This is a genomic window from Anaerostipes sp. (genome assembly GCF_018381315.1).
In the GTDB taxonomy this organism is placed as follows: domain Bacteria; phylum Bacillota; class Clostridia; order Lachnospirales; family Lachnospiraceae; genus Anaerostipes.
Window position 1 is genome coordinate 1 of sequence record NZ_JAGZSD010000007.1, and the last position, 22,636, is coordinate 22,636.

The following is a 22,636-nucleotide window of genomic DNA, read 5'->3' on the forward strand; positions in this document are numbered from 1 at the left end:
AAGAGGCTTTACTTCATTTTCGGCGAACTCTTTGAACAGAGTTCTTGCCATTTCGTGTTTCTTACTTAATGCGAAATCCATTTCTTATTCCTCCATTTAATTATTTACTATAATCGTAGAATCCTTTACCAGTCTTCTGTCCTAACATACCGCCACGTACCATTTTTCTCAGCAATGGATGCGGACGATATTTGGTATCTCCAAACTCGTTGTAAAGTACTTCCATGATAGCAAGGCAAACATCTAATCCGATCAGGTCACCTAATGCTAACGGTCCCATTGGGTGGTTAGCTCCTAATTTCATTGCTGTATCGATACCTTCTACAGATGCAACTCCGTCTGCATAAATACCGATTGCTTCGTTGATCATAGGAATAAGGATTCTGTTTACAACGAAACCAGCTGCTTCTTCTACCTGAACCGGTGTTTTTCCGATTTCTTTAGAGATCTCGATGATTCTGTCAACAGTTTCCTGAGGAGTATTGATTCCTGCGATAACTTCAACAAGCTTCATAACTGGAGCCGGGTTGAAGAAATGCATACCGATCATCGGACGGTCAAGCCCTGCTCCGATTTCAGTAATAGAAAGGGAAGATGTATTGGTAGCAAAGATTGCTTCCGGTTTGCAGATATCCTGTAACTCTTTGAAAGTCTGCTTTTTAATTTCCATGTTTTCAATTGCTGCTTCCACAACCAGGTCACAGTCAGTGCAGATATCTTTCACACCTGTTGTGATCTTTGCTAAAATGGCGTCAGCTTTTTCCTGATCCATCTTGCCTTTTGCTACTCTCTTTTCGAATCCTTTGGCGATTCTTGCTTTTCCGTTTGCTGCGAATTCTTCATTGATATCGCAAAGACAAACTTCATAACCTTCTGTCTGCGCGAATGCCTGAGCAATTCCGCTGCCCATTGTTCCAGCACCGATAACTCCAACTTTCATTGTGATTCCTCCTGTATTTAAACTGTAATTGTTGCCTGCCACTGATTATTTGTTCTTGAATCCATCAACCTTCGTCTTGTTTAAGAAAGCTTCCATACCTGCTCTCTGGTCTTCACTCTCAAAGCAGCTTCCGAATGCTTTTTCTTCCACAACGATAGCCTGATCCATGTCAACATCCAGTCCGTCATTGATCGCTTTCTTGGAAGCACGCACTGCGATAGGCGCATTCTTTGCGATCTTTGCAGCCATTTTCTTTGCTGCATCTAAAAGATCTGCCTGTGGATATACAGCATTTACAAGTCCGATTCTGTATGCTTCATCTGCTTTGATGTTGAAAGCAGTATAAATCATTTCTTTTGCTTTTCCGGCTCCTACAAGACGGGCAAGTCTCTGTGTTCCTCCAAATCCAGGAGTAATTCCAAGACCAACTTCCGGCTGTCCGAATACTGCATTTTCAGCGCAGAGACGAATGTCACAGCTCATAGAAATCTCGCATCCTCCGCCCAGTGCAAATCCATTGACTGCTGCAATGGTTGGGATTGGGAATGTCTCTAACTTGCGGAACACGTCGTTTCCTTTTTTACCGAAGGCTTCTCCTTCTGCTTTTGTCAATGTACTCATCTCAGCGATGTCAGCTCCGGCCACAAAAGATTTGTCTCCTGCTCCGGTAAGAATTAAGGCTCTTGTATTTTCCAAATCAACGGCGTCCAGTGCTTCTTCGATCTCACCAAGAACCTGGCTGTTTAACGCATTTAATGCCTTTGGACGGTTGATTGTGAGGATCCCTACAAAACCTTCTGTTTCATATGTGATGAATTCCATGGATTCAATCTCCTTTCAAATTAAATTAGTCCATTTCAACGATGGTAGAGCATCCCATACCGCCGCCGATGCAAAGAGTTGCCAGACCTTTCTTAGCTCCCCTGTCTTTCATTGCATGAAGAAGAGTAACGAAGATACGGCATCCTGAAGCTCCAACCGGATGTCCGATTGCGATTGCTCCTCCGTTTACATTTAATTTGCTTAAATCGAATCCTAAGTCTTTTCCTACTGCTACAGACTGAGCTGCAAATGCTTCGTTTGCTTCGATCAGATCAAAGTCAGAAATGTCCATTCCTGTTCTTTCTAATACTTTTCTTGTAGAAGCAACCGGTCCGATACCCATGATCTTAGGATCTACACCGCCAAGAGCTCCGGCAATCCATGTAGCCATCGGTGTCACACCTAATTCTTTTGCTTTTTCTTCACTCATAACGACAACTGCTGCTGCACCGTCATTGATTCCTGAAGAGTTTGCTGCTGTAACCATTCCGCCCTGTTTGAATGCAGGTCTTAATCCTGAGATACCTTCTGCAGTTGTTCCCGGACGAGGTCCTTCATCTTTATTTACAATGATTGTTTCTTTTTTCTTTTTAACTTCTACCGGCACGATCTCTTCATCGAATTTTCCGGCTTCCTGAGCTGCAACTGCCTTCTGCTGGCTTGCTGCTGCAAACTCATCTAATTCTTCACGGGTAAGTCCCCACTGGTCACAGATATTCTCTGCTGTCATTCCCATGTGGTAATCATTGAATGCACACCATAATGCATCGTTTACCATGGCATCTTTTAACACACCGTTGTTCATACGGTATCCGAAACGTGCCTGATCTAATACATATGGAGCCATTGACATGTTCTCGCATCCGCCTGCTACAACGACGTCAGCGTCACCGCTTCTGATCATGTCTGCAGCCATGTTTACTGCCTTCAGTCCGGAACCGCATACAACGTTGATTGTTGTTGCCGGAACTTCGATTGGAAGACCTGCCTTGATCGATGCCTGACGAGCAACGTTCTGTCCTAAGCCGGCCTGGATAACACATCCCATGTATACTTCATCAACCTGCTCTGGCTTTACATTAGCTCTGTTCAATGCTTCTTTGATTACGATTGATCCTAAGTCAGCAGCCGGAGTTGTGCTCAATGCTCCACCCATCTTACCTACTGCTGTACGACAAGCACTTGCAATAACTACTTTTCTTGACATATCAATTCCTCCATAATAATTCTCTGTTCTATAGTGTTTGGCAGTTTCCCGCCGATATGTTAATAGTATCACAATCACTTTTTCATTTCAATTACAAATTTGTTTCATGCTTTCATTCAGCATTCATATCATCTTAAAAACTGCGGATTTAAGCCATTTGTTTTAGTGTTTTGTATGCAGTATAGATTGTACTTTTTTAAATACAGCCATATGTTCGCTTTTTTATTTAGAAAATTTTTATATATTTTTAGACATTCGATTCCTTAAAATTAACACAAAATCGTCACAAAATTAACAATATGAGTGTTGGATATGGGAAAATAAAACAAAGTCATCAAACCTCTCATTCATTTGAGAAGCTTGATGACTTTACGGGCTAAATAAAATTAGACGAATATAAATGATATTACTATAAGTTTTTCTTCACTATCTCCAGTCGGCTCTGGAAAGGCCTCCTTCCGACAGTGAAGAAAAACTTATCTCTAAAAGGAACCTTCTGTTTTATGGCTGCCCTTCTCCAGCAAACATTACGTCCATTTTGACCAGTTCGGAGGTCTTACATTCCTGAGACAGCAAGCCGGAGAACTGGTCAGAATGTCATACTTTATCGTGCGCAGGCACGCTCATCCGAAGGATATAAAATACGGTGTGCCCTGTGGGTATACTTTTATTTGCATTTTGTCCGAAAAATTTTGCGTTAATTTATCTTAAAAGAGGTAAATTTCCAGTTAATTTATTCACCAACTTTTTGGGTCCGCATATAGCAATTCCGAGGTAATTGAGCTGTTCCTCCGGTGTTCTTGATATTTTTTCCATAAACTCACTGTAAACTCCGCAGCTCTGGGCAACGTCAGAAAAATCTGCTGACAGCAGTTCTTTGAATTCAGGCTGGTTTAATTTATCTCTCAATTCCTTCAGCACTTCCCTGCCTGCCTTCAAAACAGGCACAGGAAATGTAATGATTCCCCTATGCTCATTGCCGTCCCCATCTCTCACATCAGGGCCGATGGCTTCCGGCATATGTTTCCCCATCGTCAGGCCGAGAATAACTCCTGTATTTACTGCAATTCCTGAAGGAAGGGCTTCATCAACCACTACGGCACACTTTTCTTTTTCAATATTCATTTTGATACCTCCGTTAGTAAAGAACGTCTTATTACTGATAGCCTGCTCTGATTTTAACGCAGAGACACAGAAAATGCTTGTATGATATTGCATATGCTACAGGCAAATAATTTCTCTGTGTATTTGTGCGCATCCTGCACGGAGTGCTTTTTATTTCATGGGACGCACTTTCCCATGAAATAAAAAAACCGGGATGCCTTTTTCAAAGCACCCCGGCCGTTTCTTGCTGTGTTTAACCTTCTATGGAAATATATTCATCTGCCGGAACTTCTTTTGTTTCCTCAGCCTTAGGAATTTTAAGTACCAGTTCACCATTGTCAAACTTTGCTTTGATGTCTTCCTGTTTTACCTCTGTTCCTACATAGAAGCTTCTGCTGCACTGTCCTGAGTAGCGTTCCTTGCGGATAAAATTACCCTCTTTGTCTTTTTCATCTTTTACTTCATTTTTAACTGCACTGATGGTAAGATAACCGTCCTTCAGCTGGGCAGACACATCCTCTTTTCTAAATCCCGGAAGCTCCATACTCAGTTCATATCCGTCTTCTGTATCTTTGATATCTGTCTTCATGCAGCGCTCACCGTCTCCAAACCCAAACTGTCCGGCCGGAAATGCATTTTTAAATGCTTTGTCCATCCAGCCTTCAAAAAGATTCTCTCCAAAAATACTTGGCATCAACATAAGTCATTCCTCCTATTCTATCTTCGATACAGGAAATCCTGTATTGTTATATGTTGTTTATTTGTTCTATATGTAATATAACAATTATATTTCAATATGTCAATGTCCTTTTGAAAGTTCACATTTTTTTCACATTTTCTACAGCAAAATAAGACCAAAGAGTATCAGATACTCCCTGGTCTTATTCATAATTATATTATTTTAAACTATCTGTCCTGCATGCTGATGGAGTCAATCGCAACACTTCCGCCCCGCACAACCTCAATACTGGAAAACCTTTTTTTGAATACATTTAATATAGAATTGTTTTTTGCTTCGGTCCGTACAGATTCAATCAGTATACTGTCTTTTCCCATATCCTTTACAAGGAACCGGAATACCTGGGCCATCTGGAAAACTTCATTCCTGTCTTTCTGCGTACAGCCCTTGACCTTGATAAACATAATCTCTTTCATGCGGATGGACATGTTTGTGTAATCCATGACTTTAATAACTTCCACGCTGCGGTTCAGCTGCTTTTTGATCTGCTCAAAAGTAGCATCATCGCTTTCCACGCTTATCGTCATTCTGGAAACTGTCTCATCTTCCGTCGTTCCCACCGTAAGGCTCTGCAGGTTATAGGATTTTCCTGAGAACAGACCCGCAATCCTTGCCAGCACTCCCACACGGTTTTCAACATATAAGGATAACCATCTTTTTTCCATAGAAAAACCTCCTATCGATCCATAATCATTTCGTTGATGGAACCGCCTGTCTTCATCATCGGGAATACCAGCTGCTCGCTGTCAATAATGAATTCTATCAATGTCGGTCCGTCGGTCTTTTCTTTCGCCTTCTCAAATGCCGCATCAATTTCCTCCGGTTTGGTTACACGGATTCCCTGAGCGCCGTAGCTTTCAGCCAGTTTTACAAAATCCGGCGTATACGGAGGACAAGGATGATGTTCCGGCGTACAATTTCCTTTGCAGCTCTTTCTGTATTTCAGGCATGTGCTTGCAAACCTTCTATTATAGAAGAGATCCTGCCATTGTCTCACCATGCCCAGATACCCGTTGTTAAAAATACAGAACACAACCGGAAGCTCCTGCACCACTGCGGTAGCCATTTCCTGGATATTCATCTGTGCTCCGCCGTCTCCGCTGATACAGACTACTTCTCTGCCTGGATTTCCAATACTGGCACCCAATGCCGCCGGGAATCCGTAGCCCATAGTGCCGAGCCCGCCTGATGTCAGCAGCTGGCGATTTCCGTGAAGCTCCACATACTGTGTGGCCCACATCTGGTTCTGACCGACATCTGTGACAACAATCGGTTCTTTAAAGTCCTTATTGATGGACTCTATAATCATCTGCGGAGTCAAAACTCCCGCTGCATCTTCCATTTTGATCGGATGAGACTTCTGCCAGCTTTCCATCATAGATATCCAGCGTTCTACATTAAGCGCAGGTTCCTTCTGTGCCAGTTCTAAAATATCCAAAATAGCTTCTTTGGCATCAGCAACAATCGGAATATCCACTGTAACATTCTTAGAAATTGCGGCAGTATCAATATCAATATGTATGATCTTTGCATTAGACGCAAAAGTACCCAGCTTTCCTGTGATCCGGTCATTGAACCTGGTTCCGATGGAAAACAGGATATCACAGTTGGCAATCGCTTCATTGGCAGCAAAATTTCCATGCATTCCGATATTACCAAAATAAAGAGGATGATCTGTAGGCAGAACTCCCCGGCCCATAATCGTAGATACTACAGGAACCTTCAGTATCTCTGCAAGTTTCGTCATCTCTTTGTGGGCTCCGGCAATTTTTGTTCCTCCGCCGATAAGAAACAGCGGCTTTTTGGACTTATAAAGAGCTTTCATTGCCCTCATCACCTGTCCGTGGTGCACTTTCGTATTCGGCTTATATCCTCTGATATTTACACTGTCCGGATACTCATCGCTTCCGAATGTTCCCATCACGTCTTTCGGAAGATCAATTAATACCGGGCCCGGTTTTCCGGTTCTTGCAATATAAAAAGCTTCTTTAATAACACGGGCTAAATCTGCCCGGTTTCTGACTACAATTACAAACTTTGCGATATTTCTGGTCACACCGACGATGTCTACTTCCTGGAAGGTATCATTCCCGATCAAAGGAAGTGCTACCTGTCCGGTAAAGCATACAAGCGGCACACTGTCATAATTTGCCGTGGCAATTCCTGTTACCAGGTTTGTTGCCCCGGGTCCGCTGGTGGCAAGACAGACACCCACCTTGCCGGTTGATCTGGCATATCCGTCTGCCGCATGAATCAATCCCTGTTCATGCCGCGGAAGAATGACATCAATCGTGTCATCTTTATATAGCTCATCAAAAATATCGATGACACAGGCTCCCGGATACCCAAAAATGGTATCTACGCCTTCTTCTTTTAATGCTTTAACCAAAAGCTGGTTTCCTGTAATTTTTCCCATATGCTGTCCTCCCTTAATTTTGTTCTAGTTCCTCTAATGCATACTTTATTTCCTCCTGAGCCTCTTGTTTCAAGTCCTCTACCTTATCCTGCCCGATTTCAGGAAGCTCTTTTATGGATTCAACTCCAAAACAGCGCAAGAATTCTTCCGTTGTCCTGAATAATATTGGTCGTCCGACAGCATCCAAACGCCCTGCCTCCCGGATCAAGTTGTACTCTAACAGCTTGTTTACCGGATGGTCGCATTTGACTCCTCGGATGGCTTCTATCTCTTGTTTCGTAACCGGCTGCTTGTATGCAATGATGGACAATGTCTCCATCATGACATCCGTAAGCCTAGGTTTTTTCGGCTGGTTTACTATTTTAATTAATTGATCATAATATTCCGGCCTGGTACACAGCTGGTATGCTCCATCGAGTTCCAGGAGACGAATCCCGCTGTCTTTTCTGTTGTATTTTCTTTTAAGCTGATCAATTAAGTAAAAAAATAAATCCTCCGGGACATCCAGAGCCGTCATCAGCTGTTTTTTCGAGACACTCTCCCCCATGGAAAATAAAATAGCCTCAATCATTGCCTGCTTCTGTTTCATGCTTCTCTAACACCTCTATTATAATTTCCTGTCCGTTCATCTCCTGAACGGCCCGGATCTTTCCAACCTTCATAAGCTCTAATATAGAAAGAAATGTGACCACGATCTGTTCCTTGCTTATCTGTCCTTCCAGAAGCTGCCGGAACGAAAGACGCCTTTTGGATGATACCAGATACTCAACCTCATCCATCTTGTCTTCCAGCCGGACTTCCTCCTGCTTGATCTCCCCGAACTTGCTTCTGATCGGATCTATTTTATCCTCCCGCTTGCGCATAACAAACTGAAAAATGCGGTTCAGATCCTCCATCGTCACATCCCTGGTAATCTCCTGAATATCGATTGGCTGACGGTATTTTAATACCTCTTCCGGAACAGCACGTTCCTTGAAAAAGGTCTTCTCTGCCTCATATTCCCTGGTTTTCAGCTCTTTGGATGCATACTTATAAATCTTATATTCCAAAAGCCTCCGTACCAGTTCCTCTCTCGGATCCCCTTCTTCTGCCTCTTCTTCCTTAGCCGGAAGAAGCATCTTGGCTTTGATTCTTAACAGCGTAGCCGCCATCACAAGGAAGTCACTCATCACATCCAGATCTTCTTCCTCCATCTGGCGGATGTAAGTCAGATACTGCTCCGTAATCTCAGAAATAGGGATATCATAGATATCCACTTTATTCTTCTCGATCAGATGAAGCAGAAGATCCAGCGGCCCTTCAAATACATTCAGTTTTATATCAATTGATGCCATATACAATGTCCTACTTTTTCTTTAATGTAATACACGATACCTCAGGCCTGTTAAAAAGCCTGATCTTAATGGAATGATTCCCAAGCCCGCGGCTTAAAATCATAATGGATCTTCCAATCTGGTATTCCCCGGAATCATACCTGGGAAACAGCTGAAACTGCGGTGAAATCACACCGCCGACCTTCGGAAGCCTGATCATCCCCCCATGAAAATGTCCGGATAAAACCAGATCACATCCCCACTTGGAGTACTCTCTGAAATAGTTTGGATTGTGTGCCAGCAGCACCTGGAAAAAATCCGGATCCGGTTCCCCGATGGCATCGAGCATATCCTCCGATGAAGGGGCTGCCGGATGGAACTTGCGGTACTGCTTTTCCTCCATATCGTAAGCCGTGAGGCAGATAGCTGAGATTCCGCTGTCTACCATGACACTTTCATTTGACAAATGAATGACGCCGAACTCTTTTAACTGATGGACATAGTCCTTATAAGCCACGCCGTATACTTCTTCATTCCGCTTAAGCCTCAGTTCATGGTTCCCGTCTGCATAGTAAATGCGGTATCTTAAAGAAAGTTCTTTCATCAAATCCAATGCTACATCGTAAGATGAGTCGGTACTGCTCACAAGCATATCTCCGCCTACAAAAATGGCGTCCGGGCTGCACTCGTCAATCATGTCGATGAGCGCTTTATTCCGGTAGTCAAATTCATTGCAGTGCAGGTCCGTCAGAAACACGATCTTATATCCATCAAAATCTTCCGGAAGCTTCGCTGATACGATCTTATATTCTTCCAATGACAGGTTTTGGTTTTCATTAATGCTTGCCAGACAGACGGCGGCAATTAAGATCAAAACCCCGGTTAAAATTATAAACAACATACGCTCTCACTTTCCCGGTATTTTAAAAGCCCTATTTCCAAAAAAGGACATTCCCGCACCTTTCTTTACGGTTCGGGTATACCTTTCCCTATTTTACTAAATAATTAGAAAAAAAACAAGGGGACGGATGCCCATCCGGGCTTCCGTCCTCCATTGTCCATTGTTATGAAGATGTAAATTACTCTGCGATGGAAATTGTGCTTCCTACTTTTAATGACGGTACGTCTGCCTTCTCTACACAAATGCTTCCCGGAAGGCATTCCCCGCTTCCGTTGAAAGAATATGTTACATGTCCCAGGTTGTTCAGGTTTTCTCTGGCTACGTCTCCGACCATAGTAATCGTATATTCCTGTCCGTCAATGACAAGCTTGCTGCCAGGTTTGATGTCCCCCTGAACAGGAGTCACGTCTACTGTATAGCAGAAATCTGTCAGAGTATCCGGAGCATTGTCCCCGAATGTTACAAAAATCCCTTCTCCTACGAATGCTTCTACCTGATCTCCCATTCCTTTGATTGTTGTCTGATAAATCATTTTCTTCTTCCTTTCATGCTAAAGCTGAATTATTTATATAATCCGATACTTGCCACGAATGCTACGAGCACACGGGGCACACCTATAATGAACCTTGAGTATAGCACAGATGGCACACCAACTTCAACTGTTTCCGGATCTGCCTCTGCAAGTCCCAGACCTACCGGGATAAAGTCACATGCACACTGGGTATTGATAGCGAACAATGCCGGAAGTGCAAGCCCTGGTGCAATATTTCCTTTACCGATTTCGACACCGATCAGAGTACCAATGATCTGAGCGATAACTGCTCCAGGTCCTAACAGACAGGACAGGAACGGAATAGAACAGATCAGTCCCAAAATTACAAGTCCTACGATATTTCCGCAGAGAGGTTTTAACAGCTGTGCAAACCAGTTACCAAACCCGGATCCCTGAATAATACCGATCAGCAGTGATACGAATCCCATGAATGGAAGGATTGTATGTAACACTGTGTTTACAGATTCTTTGGCAGCTGCATTGAATGTAGCTACGACTTTACCTGCTCCCATACCGATTTTCTGGATGAAGCTGGATTTTCCGCCGCCGTTTCCGCCCATCTGTTCAGAAACTTTCTTATCTGCACTGTATTTGAACTCTCTTTCTTCAGCCTTCGGAGCTTCCTCTTTGATCGGAGCTGCAGATCCGTCTGCCGCACTGATCTGGTTCATGCCGACTCCTGAAACGTAAATATCTTCTGTGATATATTTAGCCATCGGCCCTGATTTTCCAACCGGATTGACATTGATGGTCGGAATTCTTTTCTGAGGATAAATTCCGCAGCGAAGTGTTCCTCCGCAGTCAATAATCACAAGAAAAATTTCTTTTTCCGGTACTGTTGTCTTAAATCCGTTTACTGCACGGCATCCGGTAAGGTTTACGATCTTCTCAACGATCTCAGGTTCTGCTCCTCCTCCGGTGATAAATAATAAAACGTCTTTTCCTTCTTCAGGTTTTACTGTTAAAGGTCCGCCGAATCCGCCGCTTCCCTTTTCAATTGTAATTGCTCTGTAATCTGCCATGATGAATCCTCCTTTTCTTTCAATTAATCCTCTAACTTAATCTCGTTGCTTAATTCGATTCCCTGCTGTTTCATAACCATCTTTGTAGTAAAGTCTGTCACCCATCCTGCGAAGAAGTTCATGACAAGACCGACTAACAGATAGCGGAGAGCAAGATCTGTCTCATTTAAACCGAGTTTCTGGATTCCGGCTGCGATTCCCATGTAAATGAAGATTTCACCCGGATTGATATGAGGGAAAATACCGCTGTTTGTATGGCAGTGATAAGCTGCTGAAGCATAGTAGCTTGGTTTCTGGCGTTCCGGTAAGAATTTACCCATGGAAAGTGCCATTGGGTTTCCTAACATGAAGGCTGCGATAAAAGGCAGCACCCCATAAGCCAAAATAACATTTTTAGAGCACACCTTTGCAAATTTGTTGATCCTGTCCTGTCCGACCAATGCAATGATCGTATTCATTAAGATCAGTAACAGTAATACCTTTGGTACAATTCCTGACACCCAGCTGATAAATGTTGCAGCACCAGTATCAAATAATCCCATAAATCCTGACGCAAATTTTACAATAACGTTCATATATATTTCTCCTTCCTACTTGCAGGCTTTTCTGGATTTGCCGAGAAGCATATCTGCCACTCTTGTTAAGAGCCCCGGCGTCTCCGCTACTTCGCCTCCGTCCATGATCGTGTTATAGTTAGAGGCTGCATTGAGAACGGATCTTCTAAGGGAATATTCCATCCCTTTGCAATCTTCTTTTGTGATCAGTCCCACGTTCTTTCCGTTGAAATCATCAAACTGTTTAAATCTTGCAAAGATCGTAAATCCCCGCATGAAACATCCTTCTTTGATCATGCCACGTTTATCAATTGCAAACATTACCATAGCTCCGGCATGAAAACCGCCTTTGCTCTTTCCGATCGCCACTCTGCCGATCTTCCTCAGTCTGCCGTAATGGACATTAAAGGCCTTCATCTGAATCATTGAAAACAGAAACTGCAGTATAAATGCCGTAAGCAGTGCACCTGCAATCAATAAATAGTATGACATATGCATCCTCCTTAAACTTATTTAAAAATATTGTTCTCTTCCACAAAATACAACAGTAAATCCCGGTAAGTCTTCATCTGCCGAAGCTTCTTCACCACGTCTGGCTCATGGGCAATGGCCAGCATGTTGTCGTAAAGCTGGATCAGCACCGAATCATTCTTCATTTCTTCCGGTATGGCCAGCAGGAACACCAGCTGGACTTCGTCCTTCCCTTTTGCTTTCTCTTTTTCCGGAAATACTCCGAAAGCGAGGGCCAGCTTAGGCAGTTTATTCGTTGTGTGGGGAAAAGCAATATTTTTCTCAAATATCATTGTCGATTCCTCTTCCCGGAGCCGGAGCCTTTCGTTAAAGTCTTCATCCACAAGCCCTTGCTTAAAGAGCTCTCCGACCATCTTGTCTACATTTTCTTCATAGCCAAGTTCCGGATCCAGTACAAAGAACCGTTCCTCATCCAGCATATTTAAAAATACTGAATCGATTCCGCGGCGGATAGGGATCCCCATCTCCACCATGTTTTTTACACTTTCCACCTTGCTTTTCAGCAGATTTTTGTCAAACACCTCATCAATATCGATAATAGGCGTATTGCCTTTTGCTTTTAAATTTGTTGTCGTAATAATCAAGTCATAGGAATCTTCTTTTTCTGCTTCAAAGTCTCCGTTAAAATAGTAATCAATGGCCGGCTCCACTTCAAAAATATTTTTCAGCTGGCTGGCAATCAATCTACCGATGATCTTTCCTGACCCACAGACGATGGCAATCCTGTACTGTTTTTGTTCCGGCACCTGTTCCAACAGAAACACGCCGAAATACATAGCCAGAAATCCAAGCTCGTCCCTGGTCACTTCAACTCCGGTCCTTGTCTCGATGACATCTTTGGCAATGCCGGCCATCGTATAGGCCACGGAGTATTCATCTTTTACTTCTTCCACCAGAGCATTCCGGATATGAAATCCATACTTCAGACGGTTGATCATAAAAAATACATGATAGACAAAATCGTCAAACAGTTCATTTACAATGACTGTGACACCGATCTCATCCCGGATCCGGTCCAGGATCTCAATGATCAGGTCCGCCGCTTCCTCTGAAATCTGAATATAGTTTTCAATCCCCTCTGTATTAACCGGAGTCCTCATCCCTGCAATAGGCAGGCAGAGGAAAATTCTTTCCGGCTTTGGAATTTTAAACGGTACGGCTTTTTCTACTCTGTCCGCAAATTCGTCTGCAATCTCGTAAACCTTGCTGTCATAAAGCTCCAGGTACCTGTGGTCCAGAGACTCGATCGTATGTCCGTTTCCAAGCCGGTCAATCATAACCACAAAGGCCCTGAAAAACTGCCCGAATCCTAAAGCATCCAGGGAATATTCTGTCTGCATATCATACAGAATCTGTCTCAGCTGACTGCCCAGAGGATAGTTCAGATAAATCTGTTCGTAGACATTTTCCAGCAGAAACATGCGGATCTTAATCTCTTCTCCGCACAGAACAAGTCCTGTATTGGCTTTCCCTTCCACTGTCAGATTATACTTTTTTATCTGTTCCCGGATACGGTTCAAATCTCCTACGGTAGTTGTTCTGCCTACCTTCATTTCTTCCGACAGGTCATCGATCAGATATGGCTTTTTGGCATCCATCAGCTGCCAGAAAATATAAGCCATCCTTGTCTGGGGTGAATTAAAATATTCTTCCTGTTCATAAATCTTGTCGCGGATTTCTTCGTAACCCTTCTGATCGAATACAATAAGCTTATACTGTCCTTTTTTATTGCTGATGACTGCATAGCCGCCCATCAGGCAGTTCAGCTCTTTTACATCGTTTCTCACTGTTTTTGTGGAAACATTAAGCTTTGCTGCGATGCGTTCTACATCAGAGGAAGTCTGTACCTCTACGTTTCTTAATATTGCAGCCATTCTGTTTTCATCATTAAAAAGTTTCATAAGCTTACTTCACTACCACCTTTTCTCCGTATGTAGAATTAACCTCTGGTTTTTCCGCCGGCTACGTTGATGGTCACTCCATGTACATAGGATGATCTCTGGCTTGCAAGATATACACACATATCTGCCACTTCGGATAACTTTCCGGACCGGCCAAGCGGTGTTGTGGAGGTCTTGCTGTATCCTGCTCTTAACTCATCCACTGTGATTCCTCTTGTGTATGCCAGCGCTGATTCGTATGCCAGTGTTCTCAGCCCCGTTGCTTCCATGATTCCCGGTGCCACTCCTACCACACGCACTCCCTGTTTTCCTAATTCCTTTGCCCAGCTTCTGGTCAGGGAATTTACTGCATTCTTTGTCGCTGCATATACGCTCTGTCCCTCGGATCCTTCCAGCCCGCTCTCTGAGGACATGTTGATGATGACTCCCTCTCCCTTTTCCACCAGGATTCTTCCCACTGCCTGCGCACAGAAGAACACTCCTTTTAAGTTGACGCTGCACACTTTATCCCACACTGCTTCGTCTAACTCATACTGTCCTTTCGGCTCTTTCGGATCCACCAAAAGTCTTGGAATGTTGATTCCCGCATTGTTTACTAACACATCCACCGTGCCGAATGTATCTACTACTTCTTTTACCATGGCATCCACATCTTTGGCGCTGGTCACATCCGTCTTCACATAATGGAACTTTCCGTTTGCCGTATCAAACTCCGGCGCTTCCGGTGCCATATCAGAGACAACCACATTGCAGCCAACGTTTAAAAATTCCTGGGCTACTGCCTTTCCGATTCCGGATGCCCCTCCAGTTACGATGACGGTCTTGCCGTTAAGTCCTAACCATGATTCGCTCATAAATAATCCTCCTAACATGTGACTTGTTTACTTGATGGTTTTATTATAAAGACAAAAATGAAGAAATTTAATTCTGTCTTTTTCCACGCCAATGAAAAGAAGTGTCTTATTTATGAAATTAGCAGAAACATTACTTTATATATAATTCATATTTGTTTACAAAATATTTATATCCTTCGGATACAAGTGCTCCGTATAAGGTATTAGCATTATAACTGATTGTGTGATCATAATCTACTATTTTAGTTCACTTTCATCTAAAAATATTGCCTGGCCAGGCGTGTCAGACTTGTCAGATAGTTCATTTTTTCCACACTTTCCGCAGCCTTCACCGGCTTTTTCAAAAGGACTTCATCCCCTCTTTTATAGATAATATATCCCAGCACCTGACCCTTTTTCACAGGTGCCTTCACCTGTCCGATGCGGATCTGCTTCTTTACATCATTTTTGCTGCCCTTGACCAGAACAATTTTGGCCGGGATATCCTGATCGTAAGAAACCGTTTCTTTTTTTCCTTTTGCCACTGTAATTTTTCCGATGTCTTTTCCTTTTGTGTGATCCTCCATTACCTGACAGTGCGAAAACCCATAATCCAACAGTGCACTGGCATCTTTTACCCTGGCTTTGGAGTCATCACTTGCCATAACAACTGCAATCAGGCTGACACCGTTTCTTGTAGCCGTGGCGCTTAAACAGAATTTGGCCGTACTTGTGCTTCCTGTCTTCAATCCGGTGCAGCCATTGTACTGTTTTAACAGCTTATTTGTGTTGCTGAGCCCGAATTCTTTTGTTCCCTTTTTCGTTTCATGGGTAAATTTGTCCATCCATATTTTCGTATATTTAAATATATCCGGATGCTTGGTCGTCAATTCTCTGGACATTAAAGCAATGTCAAAGGCAGAAGTCTCATGCCCTTTGATATCCAGGCCGCAGCTGTTTTTAAAGACCGTATGCTTCATTCCAAGCTGTTTTGCCTTTTCATTCATTCGTTTTACAAAAGCCCCTTCACTGCCGGCAATATGTTCTGCCATAGATACTACCGCATCATTGGCACTGGAAATTACAATACATTTCAGCATTGTATCCACAGTCTGGCTTTCTCCCGGCTCTAAAAACACCTGTGATCCTCCCATGGATGCCGCATGCTCGCTGACGGTGACTTTGTCCGTATATTTTAAGTTTCCTTTGTCTATCTCCTCAAAAATCAGAAGCAGAGACATTACTTTTGTAACACTGGCCGGCGGCAGTTCTAAATCTTTGTCTTTTTGATACAGTACGGTGCCGCTTCCGGCTTCCATCACTACCGCAGATTTGGCTGTCAGCTCCAGGCCCTCCTCATCCTGGGCTACTGTGAGCAATGTTTCCGGCTCCGTGGCAGACACAACAGTTCCGGATGATATGCATACCAATAAAGAAAGAATAAAAATCGCTGCTTTTTTCATAAAATAACCTTTCACCTCTTATGTTACAGTTTAATAAGGAACAAGCCGATTTATTACAAAAAAAGCGCAAAACAAAGCGGACGAGGCCTCTCACTCTTTGAGAGGCTTGTGCGCATCCTGCACAGAGTGCTTTTTATTTCATGGGATGCACTTTCCTATGAAATAAAAAAAGAACCATAGACGGATCTCCATCTACAGTTCCTTTTCATCTTCTTTGCCTTATTCCCCATTGATTTTTTGATTTTAACTTTTTGTATTCTTCGTATGCTTCCTTTAAAATCTCTTTTTCATTCGGGAACTTCAACAAGTGGTAGGCTTCGTGATATTTGTAGTACCCAGAGTCAACGAAAAACTCTTCTTTCTGCGGTTTTGAATGATATCCCTCTGCCTCCATCAAATACCAGTGAACGCTTTTTACAATCTGTTCATGGAACGAATAAAAAGAATACTCACTCTTTCCTACATATTTGATGATACGGGCATTGGCATCTGTCTCTTCTTTTACCTCACGCAAAGCGGTTTGTTCGTGCGTTTCCCCTTTTTCAACTGTACCTTTCGGAAGTACCCAGCCGTCGTATCTGTTCTTGTAGCTTTTGTACAACAGCAATATCTTCCCTCTGTAAATTACGACACCTCCACAGCTTGTTGCCTCTGTCATTGCAGCCTCCAATCATCCTGCCTCAACGCTATTTTGGGTCTCTCTAGAAAATATTATAACGTTAATGGCAGTTCATTTCAACATTGGATTTTGCTTTCCCTTTACTTACCTGAAATAAGCATCAAAAACATCTTTTGCGATCGGCGCCGCCACTCTTCCCCCGGACCCGCCGCCTTCCACAATAATGCTTACCACAATTTTTTTACCGTTATGCTCTGCACAGCCGATAAACCACGCATGAGAATCCTTATCACTGTTATACTCTGCCGAACCGGTCTTTCCGTAGACTTTATATCTGGAAGAGTAAGCAGATGTGCCGGTTCCGCTTGTCACGACCTTTCTCAGCATTTTTTTCAGTGATTTACACTCTTTCGCACTCAATGGGCTGGCGATCTCTTTCGTCTTCGTCTCTTTGATGATGCCGCCGTCCACATTTTTCACCTTATCCACCAGATACGGCTCCATCATGACACCATCATTTGCAATCGTGCTCATAACAGCCGCATTCTGAAGCGGAGTGATCAGCGTACTTCCCTGTCCGATGGCCGTCTGCGGAACCTGGCTGTCCTTAGAGCTTCCGTCAAACGAAAACCTGCTGGAAACAGCTGCCAGGTTAATCGGGATTTTGGAATTATACATCATATCATCTGCAAGAGATGCAAGCTTTCCTTTATTCAGCCGGGCAGCCATATGAACAAAAGCAGTGTTGCAGGACTTTTCCACAGCCTGCTCTAAGTTTACTGTCCCGTGGGCGGTTCCCCCATAGCAGCGGATCTTTACATTGTTAATCTTTGTATATCCTGTACAGTGATAGGAAAAGTTTTTATAATTCTTGTTTTCTCTCATATACTCCAGAGCCGTAATCACCTTGAATGTGGAACCCGGAGGATACAGCCCCTGTGTCGCCCGGTTAATCAAAAGGGCATCACTGTCAGTATTTAACTCTTCCCAGTTCTCTTTTACCAACGCCGGACGGAAATCCGGCTTAGAAACCATGGCAAGAACCTTTCCGGTTTCCGGATCCATGGCAACCACTGCTCCCTTTTCACCGCTCAGAGCATTATATGCAGCGCTCTGTACTCTTGTATCCAAAGTGGTATAGACATTGTCCCCAATACTCTTCTCCCCCCTCAGATTGCTTTCGATCTGAGACAGAAGATTGGCATTGGACTTTAAGAGATCAAAATTACATTTGGACTCCAAACCTGATTTTCCTTTGGCATTGTATCCGACCACATGGGCAAACATCCGGCCATAGGGATAGTCTCTGACTTCGTTATCCCCGTCATTGACCGTCTGGGCCAGCACCTTTCCGTTGGCACTGATAATCTTTCCTCTCACCACATGCTTCTCCAGTTCCTGAAGCCTTAAATTGTGGGAATCTGTGATGACACTCTGGCTGTCCCTGACAACGAAATGAATAATATACCCGATCAGCACCAGAAACAGCCCTACAAAGATATATGTAATCTGCAGGATCTGTCTATTGGCGTGCTTTTTCTTTTTTCCCTCTTTTTGTTCGGTTTTTTGGGAGGGAGATCTCTTTGGTATCTCCGTTTCCGCTTTCTTTCTTCGTTTGAATATTTTCATTTTCTTCTTCCTCACTATCTGCTAACATGTGTAATCCCTGAATAACGCTCAAAATAATCAATGTACTCAGCACCGATGTTCCCCCGTAGCTGACCAGAGGAATTGTGACACCTGTAGACGGTATAAATTTTGTCACTCCGCCGATACTCAGAAATACCTGAAAGATAAAACAAATGCCGAATCCCAAACAGAGCAGTTTGTTAAACAAAGTACGGCTTCTTGTGGAAATATCCATAAACAAGATAAAACAGCTGATCAGCACAAAAATCAGGCAGATACCGAAAATAACGCCGAATTCTTCACTGATAACAGAAAAAATAAAGTCTGATTCCCGGACCGGAATGTCAAACGGTCTTCCCTGGGTAAGCCCCATTCCAAACCAGCTCCCTGTACCGATGGCAAACAAGGACTGGCAGACCTGTGCTCCCCTTCCCTCGATCATAGAAAACGGATCCTTCCAAACAGCCACACGTACCTGTACATGGGAAAACAAATGATATGCCACCACTGCTGCCAGAGCGCCGCCTCCCAGTCCTCCCAGCAGGTAACTCGGCTTTGCCGTAGCCACATACAGCATCATCAGATAGATCATGAAGTACAAAAGTGCTCCTCCAAGATCCTTTTCCACTACAAGCACCAGCACGTAAAGTGCAGCTATGACTGTGATCTTTACAAGATCTTTAAATTCCTTTGCCTTGCTCAGCATTGCCGCTGCGAAGAAAACAAAGATGATCTTAACGAACTCTGACGGCTGGAATGCAAGGCTTCCGAACTGCACCCAGTTATAAGCACCGTTTTTCATAACACCGAAAACAAAAACGGATGAAAGCAGTGCAAAACCGCCGATGGCATAAACCCATCCAAGCTTATTCCAGAAAGATAATTTGTGCATCATAAGCGGGATCAGTCCCGTGACAAGCACACCGATGGCCACAATGGCGAACTGCTTCATAGCCAGCTCAAAAGAAAGCCTGGTGAGAATGACAAAGCCGGTTCCCAGCAGAAAACACATATTGTTGATCAGAAGCCTTGAAGATCTCTTATATATTTTCGGATACAGGATCATAACGATCTCAAAGAAAACGATCTGTGCCGCAAAAAATATGAGAACTTTTAATTCCAACGTTCTTAAAAACAGAACCAGATTGCACAGAAACAAAAATACAAACATATAAATGACCTGGTTGTCCAGAAGTTCCTCCTGCCGTTTTTTATTCTTCGGCCGGAACATTGTAAAACAAGAAAATGTATAAACCAGGCACATAATCAGTATCAGGTATTTCGCAACCACTGCAATGATTTGAACCATATTACCACCTATAATATTCCTCTCTTAAAGTGTCCTTTTGTAAAATGCGGGAATGGGAACTCGGAAGCCCTGCCGTCCAGCGCTTTTAGTGCAGCTTCGTACACCAGGCGGGCCTCCTCCCTGTTTTCTTTGGTAAAGTGCAGACGAAGATTTTGGGGAGCAAGATTTTTAAGTTTTTCGGTCTCTGCTCCAAGCCACAGGGGCTCTCCATTGTAAATTTCATTAAAACATCCTTTACACTGATTTTTGACATAAAAATCTTTTCCATACCGGTCTTTTAACACAAGCCAGGAACTTTTTCGGTCACAGCCTCTGCTGTTTTTCCTCTGGCACTGGGCCGAAACCATCAGCGGCAGATGTCCGTAAAACAAAATATCCGCATCCTGCAGAGACAATGCCAAAAGCTCATCATAGTTAAGTTCTGCCGGCATCGTCGACCGGAAATTCTGTCCGTAAACTTGATTCAGTGTCCGGTATGCCTCATTGTTATAACAGTAGACCGTATAATCAGCCAGGATCTTTTTGGTACATCCCTTATCCCTGAGCCATATAAGCTCTTCCAGGCTCCGGATACAGATTTCATCCACATATGGACCGGCCAGCAGATCCCAGCACTGCTCCATAAGCTTAAGTTCCGGAACTCTAACAATCTGGGGCAGCATGACAGTAACCCGGCGTCCGGCTTCTCTGCACTGCTGCAGAATCTCCGGTTCCTCTGCCGCCTCGTAAAGAGACAGATAAATCTTTTCTGCCCTGTCCCATGCAAGAACCTCCGGAAGCAGTGTCCGATCCTCCAGAGAAACACTCAGCGCAGGAGACTTCAAGGCATGGTTATGCTTCTGTGCCGGCGCTGTAATTTCCAGAGATTCAGCCGGTTTCCTTCTGCTCTTTTTCAAAATCTCCTGTGTCAGTTTTTCAAAGCCGTCCCTTCTCAGCTGTTTTAAAGCCGCTACCGGAAGAAATACATCTCCCCGGACCTCTGCCCTAAGTTCTTCAAAGGTAAAATCACTCTCGCCGGTTTTGGATATCTGCTTTATAATATCCTCACTTGAGAGAGGCCGCTTCTGGGCTGCTTCTGCCAAAGCACCCGAAACCTCTGCTGTCACTTCCCCTGAAGTTAACACAAGTTTAGCACACTTCCCAGGAGAAATTATAATTTTTCCCTTAATATTTTCTTTCGATTTCTGTTTCAGGTTTTCCGCCATTTTATCTTTCAGGCTCTGGTTCTTTGTCCTGAAAATGCGCATTCCCGGTTTCAGATATTTAAGCTTCTGTCCATTTAACCGGACCTGATCCCCCTTTTTCCATCCATCCGGACAAGTGAGCTCTGCTTTGTCTCCATTTGCCAGGGAAATCTCCAGCACATCCCCTTTTCCAAGGTCTTCCGTTGTCTGGAATATCACATGTTTCCCCCGGACCGACTGAATTTTTCCTACATAAATCCCCTGATGGTTGGGCCTGTTAAGAGACATCATATCCCTGCCGTTATGCTTTTTATAATAACCGGACGTAAAACCTCCTCTGTTAAAAAGCTCCAGCAATTCTTTTTCATCTTCCTCAGAAACCTGATATGGACGGCCGCTTTCATAAAGATCCACATACTTCCTGTAAATCCGGGTCACTGCACCTACGTATTCAGGCTGTTTCATTCTGCCCTCGATTTTTAAAGAATCCACGCCGTGCTCTATCAATTCAGGAAGTTCTCTGATTGTGCAGAGATCCTTTGGGCTCAGCAGAAAATTCTCTCCTTTGCGGTTTTGCTTTGTACCGTTTTCATACAGATCAAACGGCAGCCTGCAGGTGCCTGCACAGCGTCCCCTGTTTCCGCTTCTTCCTCCCAGCATACTGCTCATGAGACATTGTCCTGAATAACAATAACAAAGGGCCCCATGGACAAAACACTCCATATCCAGCCCTGTTTCTTTTTTTATTTTATAGATTTCATTTAAGGAAAGTTCTCTGGCAGGCACGACTCTGCTGGCCCCCAGTTCCTTCACCAGCCTCGCCCCGTGAATTCCGGTCACAGTCATCTGGGTACTGGCATGAATCTCCATGTCCGGAAAACATGTGCGGATGATATTCACCGCTCCCAGATCCTGGACAATAACTGCATCAAGGCCCCTCTCATAGTATGGTTCTAAAAACCTTGAAAGTCCGGAGATTTCGTCCTGCTTCATCAGCGTATTCACCGCCAGATAAACCCTGCGTCCAAAAAGATGGGCATAATCAATGGCCCAAAGCAGCTCTTCTTTATCGAAATTATTGGCATAGGCCCTTGCTCCGTACAGGCTTCCGCCTAAATACACAGCATCTGCCCCGTTTTGTACAGCAGCCTTCAGGCTCTCTGCCGAGCCGGCCGGTGCCAGCACTTCTGTTGACTTCATACTTCTACCGTTCCTTTTTAGCAACTGATTCTTCCTCTAATACCCGGATTCTTTCCCGGTATTCGTTCAGCTGCTTTTCCAATGATTCATTCTTAATCTGCAGTTCCACCAGTTCATTTTTCATCCGGTACATCTCTGAATCCTGCTGATCCATATCTGCCCGGCTTTTCTCAAGGGTATTTTTCATGCACATATACTCATCTGCTACACTGAGTGCCAGATGGAAACTCTGCATGTCCGGAGGCAGCTTCAGATAGTGATCCGAAGCCTTCAAATCCCGGATCTTTGCATTCAGATAAGATGCAATCTGATGCATAAACTCTTCCGGCTCTTCTCCGCCCAAATAATATAATTTTCCGTCAATTACAACCTCTACGACATTTTTTCTCATAAGTA

The 22,636-nt window shown here is 43.8% G+C and carries 22 protein-coding genes; all 22 read right to left on the bottom strand.

Annotation, left to right across the window (positions count from 1 at the left end; genetic code table 11):
* Window positions 1–100: 100 nt before the first annotated feature.
* Complete coding sequence (locus KH180_RS07030) at window positions 101–940, bottom strand: 3-hydroxybutyryl-CoA dehydrogenase (RefSeq protein ID WP_137329019.1); 840 nt, start codon at window positions 938–940, stop codon at window positions 101–103.
* A gap of 45 nt (window positions 941–985) precedes the next feature.
* Window positions 986–1,762: an enoyl-CoA hydratase-related protein gene (locus tag KH180_RS07035; protein WP_137329020.1), complete on the bottom strand. Its 777-nt coding sequence runs from the start codon at window positions 1,760–1,762 to the stop codon at window positions 986–988.
* A 25-nt stretch (window positions 1,763–1,787) separates the two neighbouring features.
* A complete protein-coding gene (locus tag KH180_RS07040; RefSeq protein ID WP_290758360.1) occupies window positions 1,788–2,969 on the bottom strand; it encodes an acetyl-CoA C-acetyltransferase in 1,182 nt (393 codons plus the stop codon).
* Window positions 2,970–3,671: 702 nt separating this feature from the next.
* Window positions 3,672–4,094: a DUF2000 domain-containing protein gene (locus KH180_RS07045; RefSeq protein ID WP_290758363.1), complete on the bottom strand. Its 423-nt coding sequence runs from the start codon at window positions 4,092–4,094 to the stop codon at window positions 3,672–3,674.
* Between the two features lie 232 nt (window positions 4,095–4,326).
* Window positions 4,327–4,773 carry an Hsp20/alpha crystallin family protein gene (locus KH180_RS07050; protein ID WP_290758366.1) on the bottom strand — a complete coding sequence of 149 codons (447 nt, stop codon included), beginning with the start codon at window positions 4,771–4,773 and terminating at the stop codon, window positions 4,327–4,329.
* Window positions 4,774–4,979: 206 nt separating this feature from the next.
* Window positions 4,980–5,477, bottom strand: coding sequence for an acetolactate synthase small subunit (gene ilvN / locus KH180_RS07055; protein ID WP_290758369.1), 498 nt, complete (start codon window positions 5,475–5,477; stop codon window positions 4,980–4,982).
* 11 nt (window positions 5,478–5,488) lie between these two features.
* The gene (gene ilvB / locus KH180_RS07060) at window positions 5,489–7,228 is read right to left on the bottom strand and encodes a biosynthetic-type acetolactate synthase large subunit (protein WP_290758372.1); all 1,740 of its coding nucleotides are present in this window, start codon (window positions 7,226–7,228) and stop codon (window positions 5,489–5,491) included.
* Window positions 7,229–7,241: 13 nt separating this feature from the next.
* Window positions 7,242–7,817 carry an SMC-Scp complex subunit ScpB gene (scpB, locus tag KH180_RS07065; protein WP_290758375.1) on the bottom strand — a complete coding sequence of 192 codons (576 nt, stop codon included), beginning with the start codon at window positions 7,815–7,817 and terminating at the stop codon, window positions 7,242–7,244.
* Window positions 7,792–8,562, bottom strand: coding sequence for a segregation and condensation protein A (locus KH180_RS07070; protein ID WP_290758376.1), 771 nt, complete (start codon window positions 8,560–8,562; stop codon window positions 7,792–7,794). Before KH180_RS07070 ends, scpB begins: the two co-directional genes overlap by 26 nt.
* 10 nt (window positions 8,563–8,572) lie before the next feature.
* The gene (locus KH180_RS07075; protein WP_290758379.1) at window positions 8,573–9,442 is read right to left on the bottom strand and encodes a metallophosphoesterase; all 870 of its coding nucleotides are present in this window, start codon (window positions 9,440–9,442) and stop codon (window positions 8,573–8,575) included.
* Between the two features lie 178 nt (window positions 9,443–9,620).
* The gene (locus KH180_RS07080; protein ID WP_290758382.1) at window positions 9,621–9,974 is read right to left on the bottom strand and encodes a PTS glucitol/sorbitol transporter subunit IIA; all 354 of its coding nucleotides are present in this window, start codon (window positions 9,972–9,974) and stop codon (window positions 9,621–9,623) included.
* A gap of 29 nt (window positions 9,975–10,003) precedes the next feature.
* Window positions 10,004–11,017, bottom strand: a complete 1,014-nt coding sequence (gene srlE, locus KH180_RS07085) for a PTS glucitol/sorbitol transporter subunit IIB (protein WP_290758385.1) — start codon at window positions 11,015–11,017, stop codon at window positions 10,004–10,006.
* Between the two features lie 23 nt (window positions 11,018–11,040).
* Window positions 11,041–11,592, bottom strand: coding sequence for a PTS glucitol/sorbitol transporter subunit IIC (gene srlA, locus KH180_RS07090; protein WP_290758388.1), 552 nt, complete (start codon window positions 11,590–11,592; stop codon window positions 11,041–11,043).
* A 15-nt stretch (window positions 11,593–11,607) separates the two neighbouring features.
* A complete protein-coding gene (locus tag KH180_RS07095) occupies window positions 11,608–12,063 on the bottom strand; it encodes a transcriptional regulator GutM (RefSeq protein WP_290758390.1) in 456 nt (151 codons plus the stop codon).
* 17 nt (window positions 12,064–12,080) lie between these two features.
* Window positions 12,081–14,003 carry a BglG family transcription antiterminator gene (locus KH180_RS07100; protein WP_290758392.1) on the bottom strand — a complete coding sequence of 641 codons (1,923 nt, stop codon included), beginning with the start codon at window positions 14,001–14,003 and terminating at the stop codon, window positions 12,081–12,083.
* 38 nt (window positions 14,004–14,041) lie between these two features.
* Window positions 14,042–14,857 (bottom strand): SDR family oxidoreductase, encoded by an 816-nt coding sequence (locus KH180_RS07105; RefSeq protein ID WP_290758395.1) that lies wholly within the window; start codon window positions 14,855–14,857, stop codon window positions 14,042–14,044.
* 257 nt (window positions 14,858–15,114) lie between these two features.
* Window positions 15,115–16,299, bottom strand: coding sequence for a D-alanyl-D-alanine carboxypeptidase family protein (locus tag KH180_RS07110; RefSeq protein WP_290758398.1), 1,185 nt, complete (start codon window positions 16,297–16,299; stop codon window positions 15,115–15,117).
* Between the two features lie 205 nt (window positions 16,300–16,504).
* Entirely contained in the window at window positions 16,505–16,957 is a 453-nt protein-coding gene (locus KH180_RS07115) for an NUDIX hydrolase (protein ID WP_137329036.1), read from the bottom strand.
* 105 nt (window positions 16,958–17,062) lie between these two features.
* Window positions 17,063–18,547 carry a peptidoglycan D,D-transpeptidase FtsI family protein gene (locus KH180_RS07120; RefSeq protein WP_290758403.1) on the bottom strand — a complete coding sequence of 495 codons (1,485 nt, stop codon included), beginning with the start codon at window positions 18,545–18,547 and terminating at the stop codon, window positions 17,063–17,065.
* Window positions 18,441–19,856 carry an FtsW/RodA/SpoVE family cell cycle protein gene (locus KH180_RS07125; protein ID WP_290758405.1) on the bottom strand — a complete coding sequence of 472 codons (1,416 nt, stop codon included), beginning with the start codon at window positions 19,854–19,856 and terminating at the stop codon, window positions 18,441–18,443. The genes KH180_RS07120 and KH180_RS07125 overlap by 107 nt, the downstream gene beginning before the upstream one ends.
* An 8-nt stretch (window positions 19,857–19,864) precedes the next feature.
* Window positions 19,865–22,240, bottom strand: a complete 2,376-nt coding sequence (locus KH180_RS07130) for a peptidase U32 family protein (protein ID WP_290758408.1) — start codon at window positions 22,238–22,240, stop codon at window positions 19,865–19,867.
* 4 nt (window positions 22,241–22,244) lie between these two features.
* Window positions 22,245–22,631: a cell division protein ZapA gene (gene zapA, locus KH180_RS07135; RefSeq protein ID WP_290758411.1), complete on the bottom strand. Its 387-nt coding sequence runs from the start codon at window positions 22,629–22,631 to the stop codon at window positions 22,245–22,247.
* Window positions 22,632–22,636 lie beyond the last annotated feature (5 nt).

Coding starts and splice junctions, on each gene's coding strand:
- KH180_RS07030 (WP_137329019.1), bottom strand. CDS start 940: ATGAAAGTTGGAGTTATCGGTGCTGGAACAATGGGCAGCGGAATTGCT.
- KH180_RS07035 (WP_137329020.1), bottom strand. CDS start 1,762: ATGGAATTCATCACATATGAAACAGAAGGTTTTGTAGGGATCCTCACA.
- KH180_RS07040 (WP_290758360.1), bottom strand. CDS start 2,969: ATGTCAAGAAAAGTAGTTATTGCAAGTGCTTGTCGTACAGCAGTAGGT.
- KH180_RS07045 (WP_290758363.1), bottom strand. CDS start 4,094: ATGAATATTGAAAAAGAAAAGTGTGCCGTAGTGGTTGATGAAGCCCTT.
- KH180_RS07050 (WP_290758366.1), bottom strand. CDS start 4,773: ATGTTGATGCCAAGTATTTTTGGAGAGAATCTTTTTGAAGGCTGGATG.
- ilvN (WP_290758369.1), bottom strand. CDS start 5,477: ATGGAAAAAAGATGGTTATCCTTATATGTTGAAAACCGTGTGGGAGTG.
- ilvB (WP_290758372.1), bottom strand. CDS start 7,228: ATGGGAAAAATTACAGGAAACCAGCTTTTGGTTAAAGCATTAAAAGAA.
- scpB (WP_290758375.1), bottom strand. CDS start 7,817: ATGAAACAGAAGCAGGCAATGATTGAGGCTATTTTATTTTCCATGGGG.
- KH180_RS07070 (WP_290758376.1), bottom strand. CDS start 8,562: ATGGCATCAATTGATATAAAACTGAATGTATTTGAAGGGCCGCTGGAT.
- KH180_RS07075 (WP_290758379.1), bottom strand. CDS start 9,442: ATGTTGTTTATAATTTTAACCGGGGTTTTGATCTTAATTGCCGCCGTC.
- KH180_RS07080 (WP_290758382.1), bottom strand. CDS start 9,974: ATGATTTATCAGACAACAATCAAAGGAATGGGAGATCAGGTAGAAGCA.
- srlE (WP_290758385.1), bottom strand. CDS start 11,017: ATGGCAGATTACAGAGCAATTACAATTGAAAAGGGAAGCGGCGGATTC.
- srlA (WP_290758388.1), bottom strand. CDS start 11,592: ATGAACGTTATTGTAAAATTTGCGTCAGGATTTATGGGATTATTTGAT.
- KH180_RS07095 (WP_290758390.1), bottom strand. CDS start 12,063: ATGTCATACTATTTATTGATTGCAGGTGCACTGCTTACGGCATTTATA.
- KH180_RS07100 (WP_290758392.1), bottom strand. CDS start 14,003: ATGAAACTTTTTAATGATGAAAACAGAATGGCTGCAATATTAAGAAAC.
- KH180_RS07105 (WP_290758395.1), bottom strand. CDS start 14,857: ATGAGCGAATCATGGTTAGGACTTAACGGCAAGACCGTCATCGTAACT.
- KH180_RS07110 (WP_290758398.1), bottom strand. CDS start 16,299: ATGAAAAAAGCAGCGATTTTTATTCTTTCTTTATTGGTATGCATATCA.
- KH180_RS07115 (WP_137329036.1), bottom strand. CDS start 16,957: ATGACAGAGGCAACAAGCTGTGGAGGTGTCGTAATTTACAGAGGGAAG.
- KH180_RS07120 (WP_290758403.1), bottom strand. CDS start 18,547: ATGAAAATATTCAAACGAAGAAAGAAAGCGGAAACGGAGATACCAAAG.
- KH180_RS07125 (WP_290758405.1), bottom strand. CDS start 19,856: ATGGTTCAAATCATTGCAGTGGTTGCGAAATACCTGATACTGATTATG.
- KH180_RS07130 (WP_290758408.1), bottom strand. CDS start 22,240: ATGAAGTCAACAGAAGTGCTGGCACCGGCCGGCTCGGCAGAGAGCCTG.
- zapA (WP_290758411.1), bottom strand. CDS start 22,631: ATGAGAAAAAATGTCGTAGAGGTTGTAATTGACGGAAAATTATATTAT.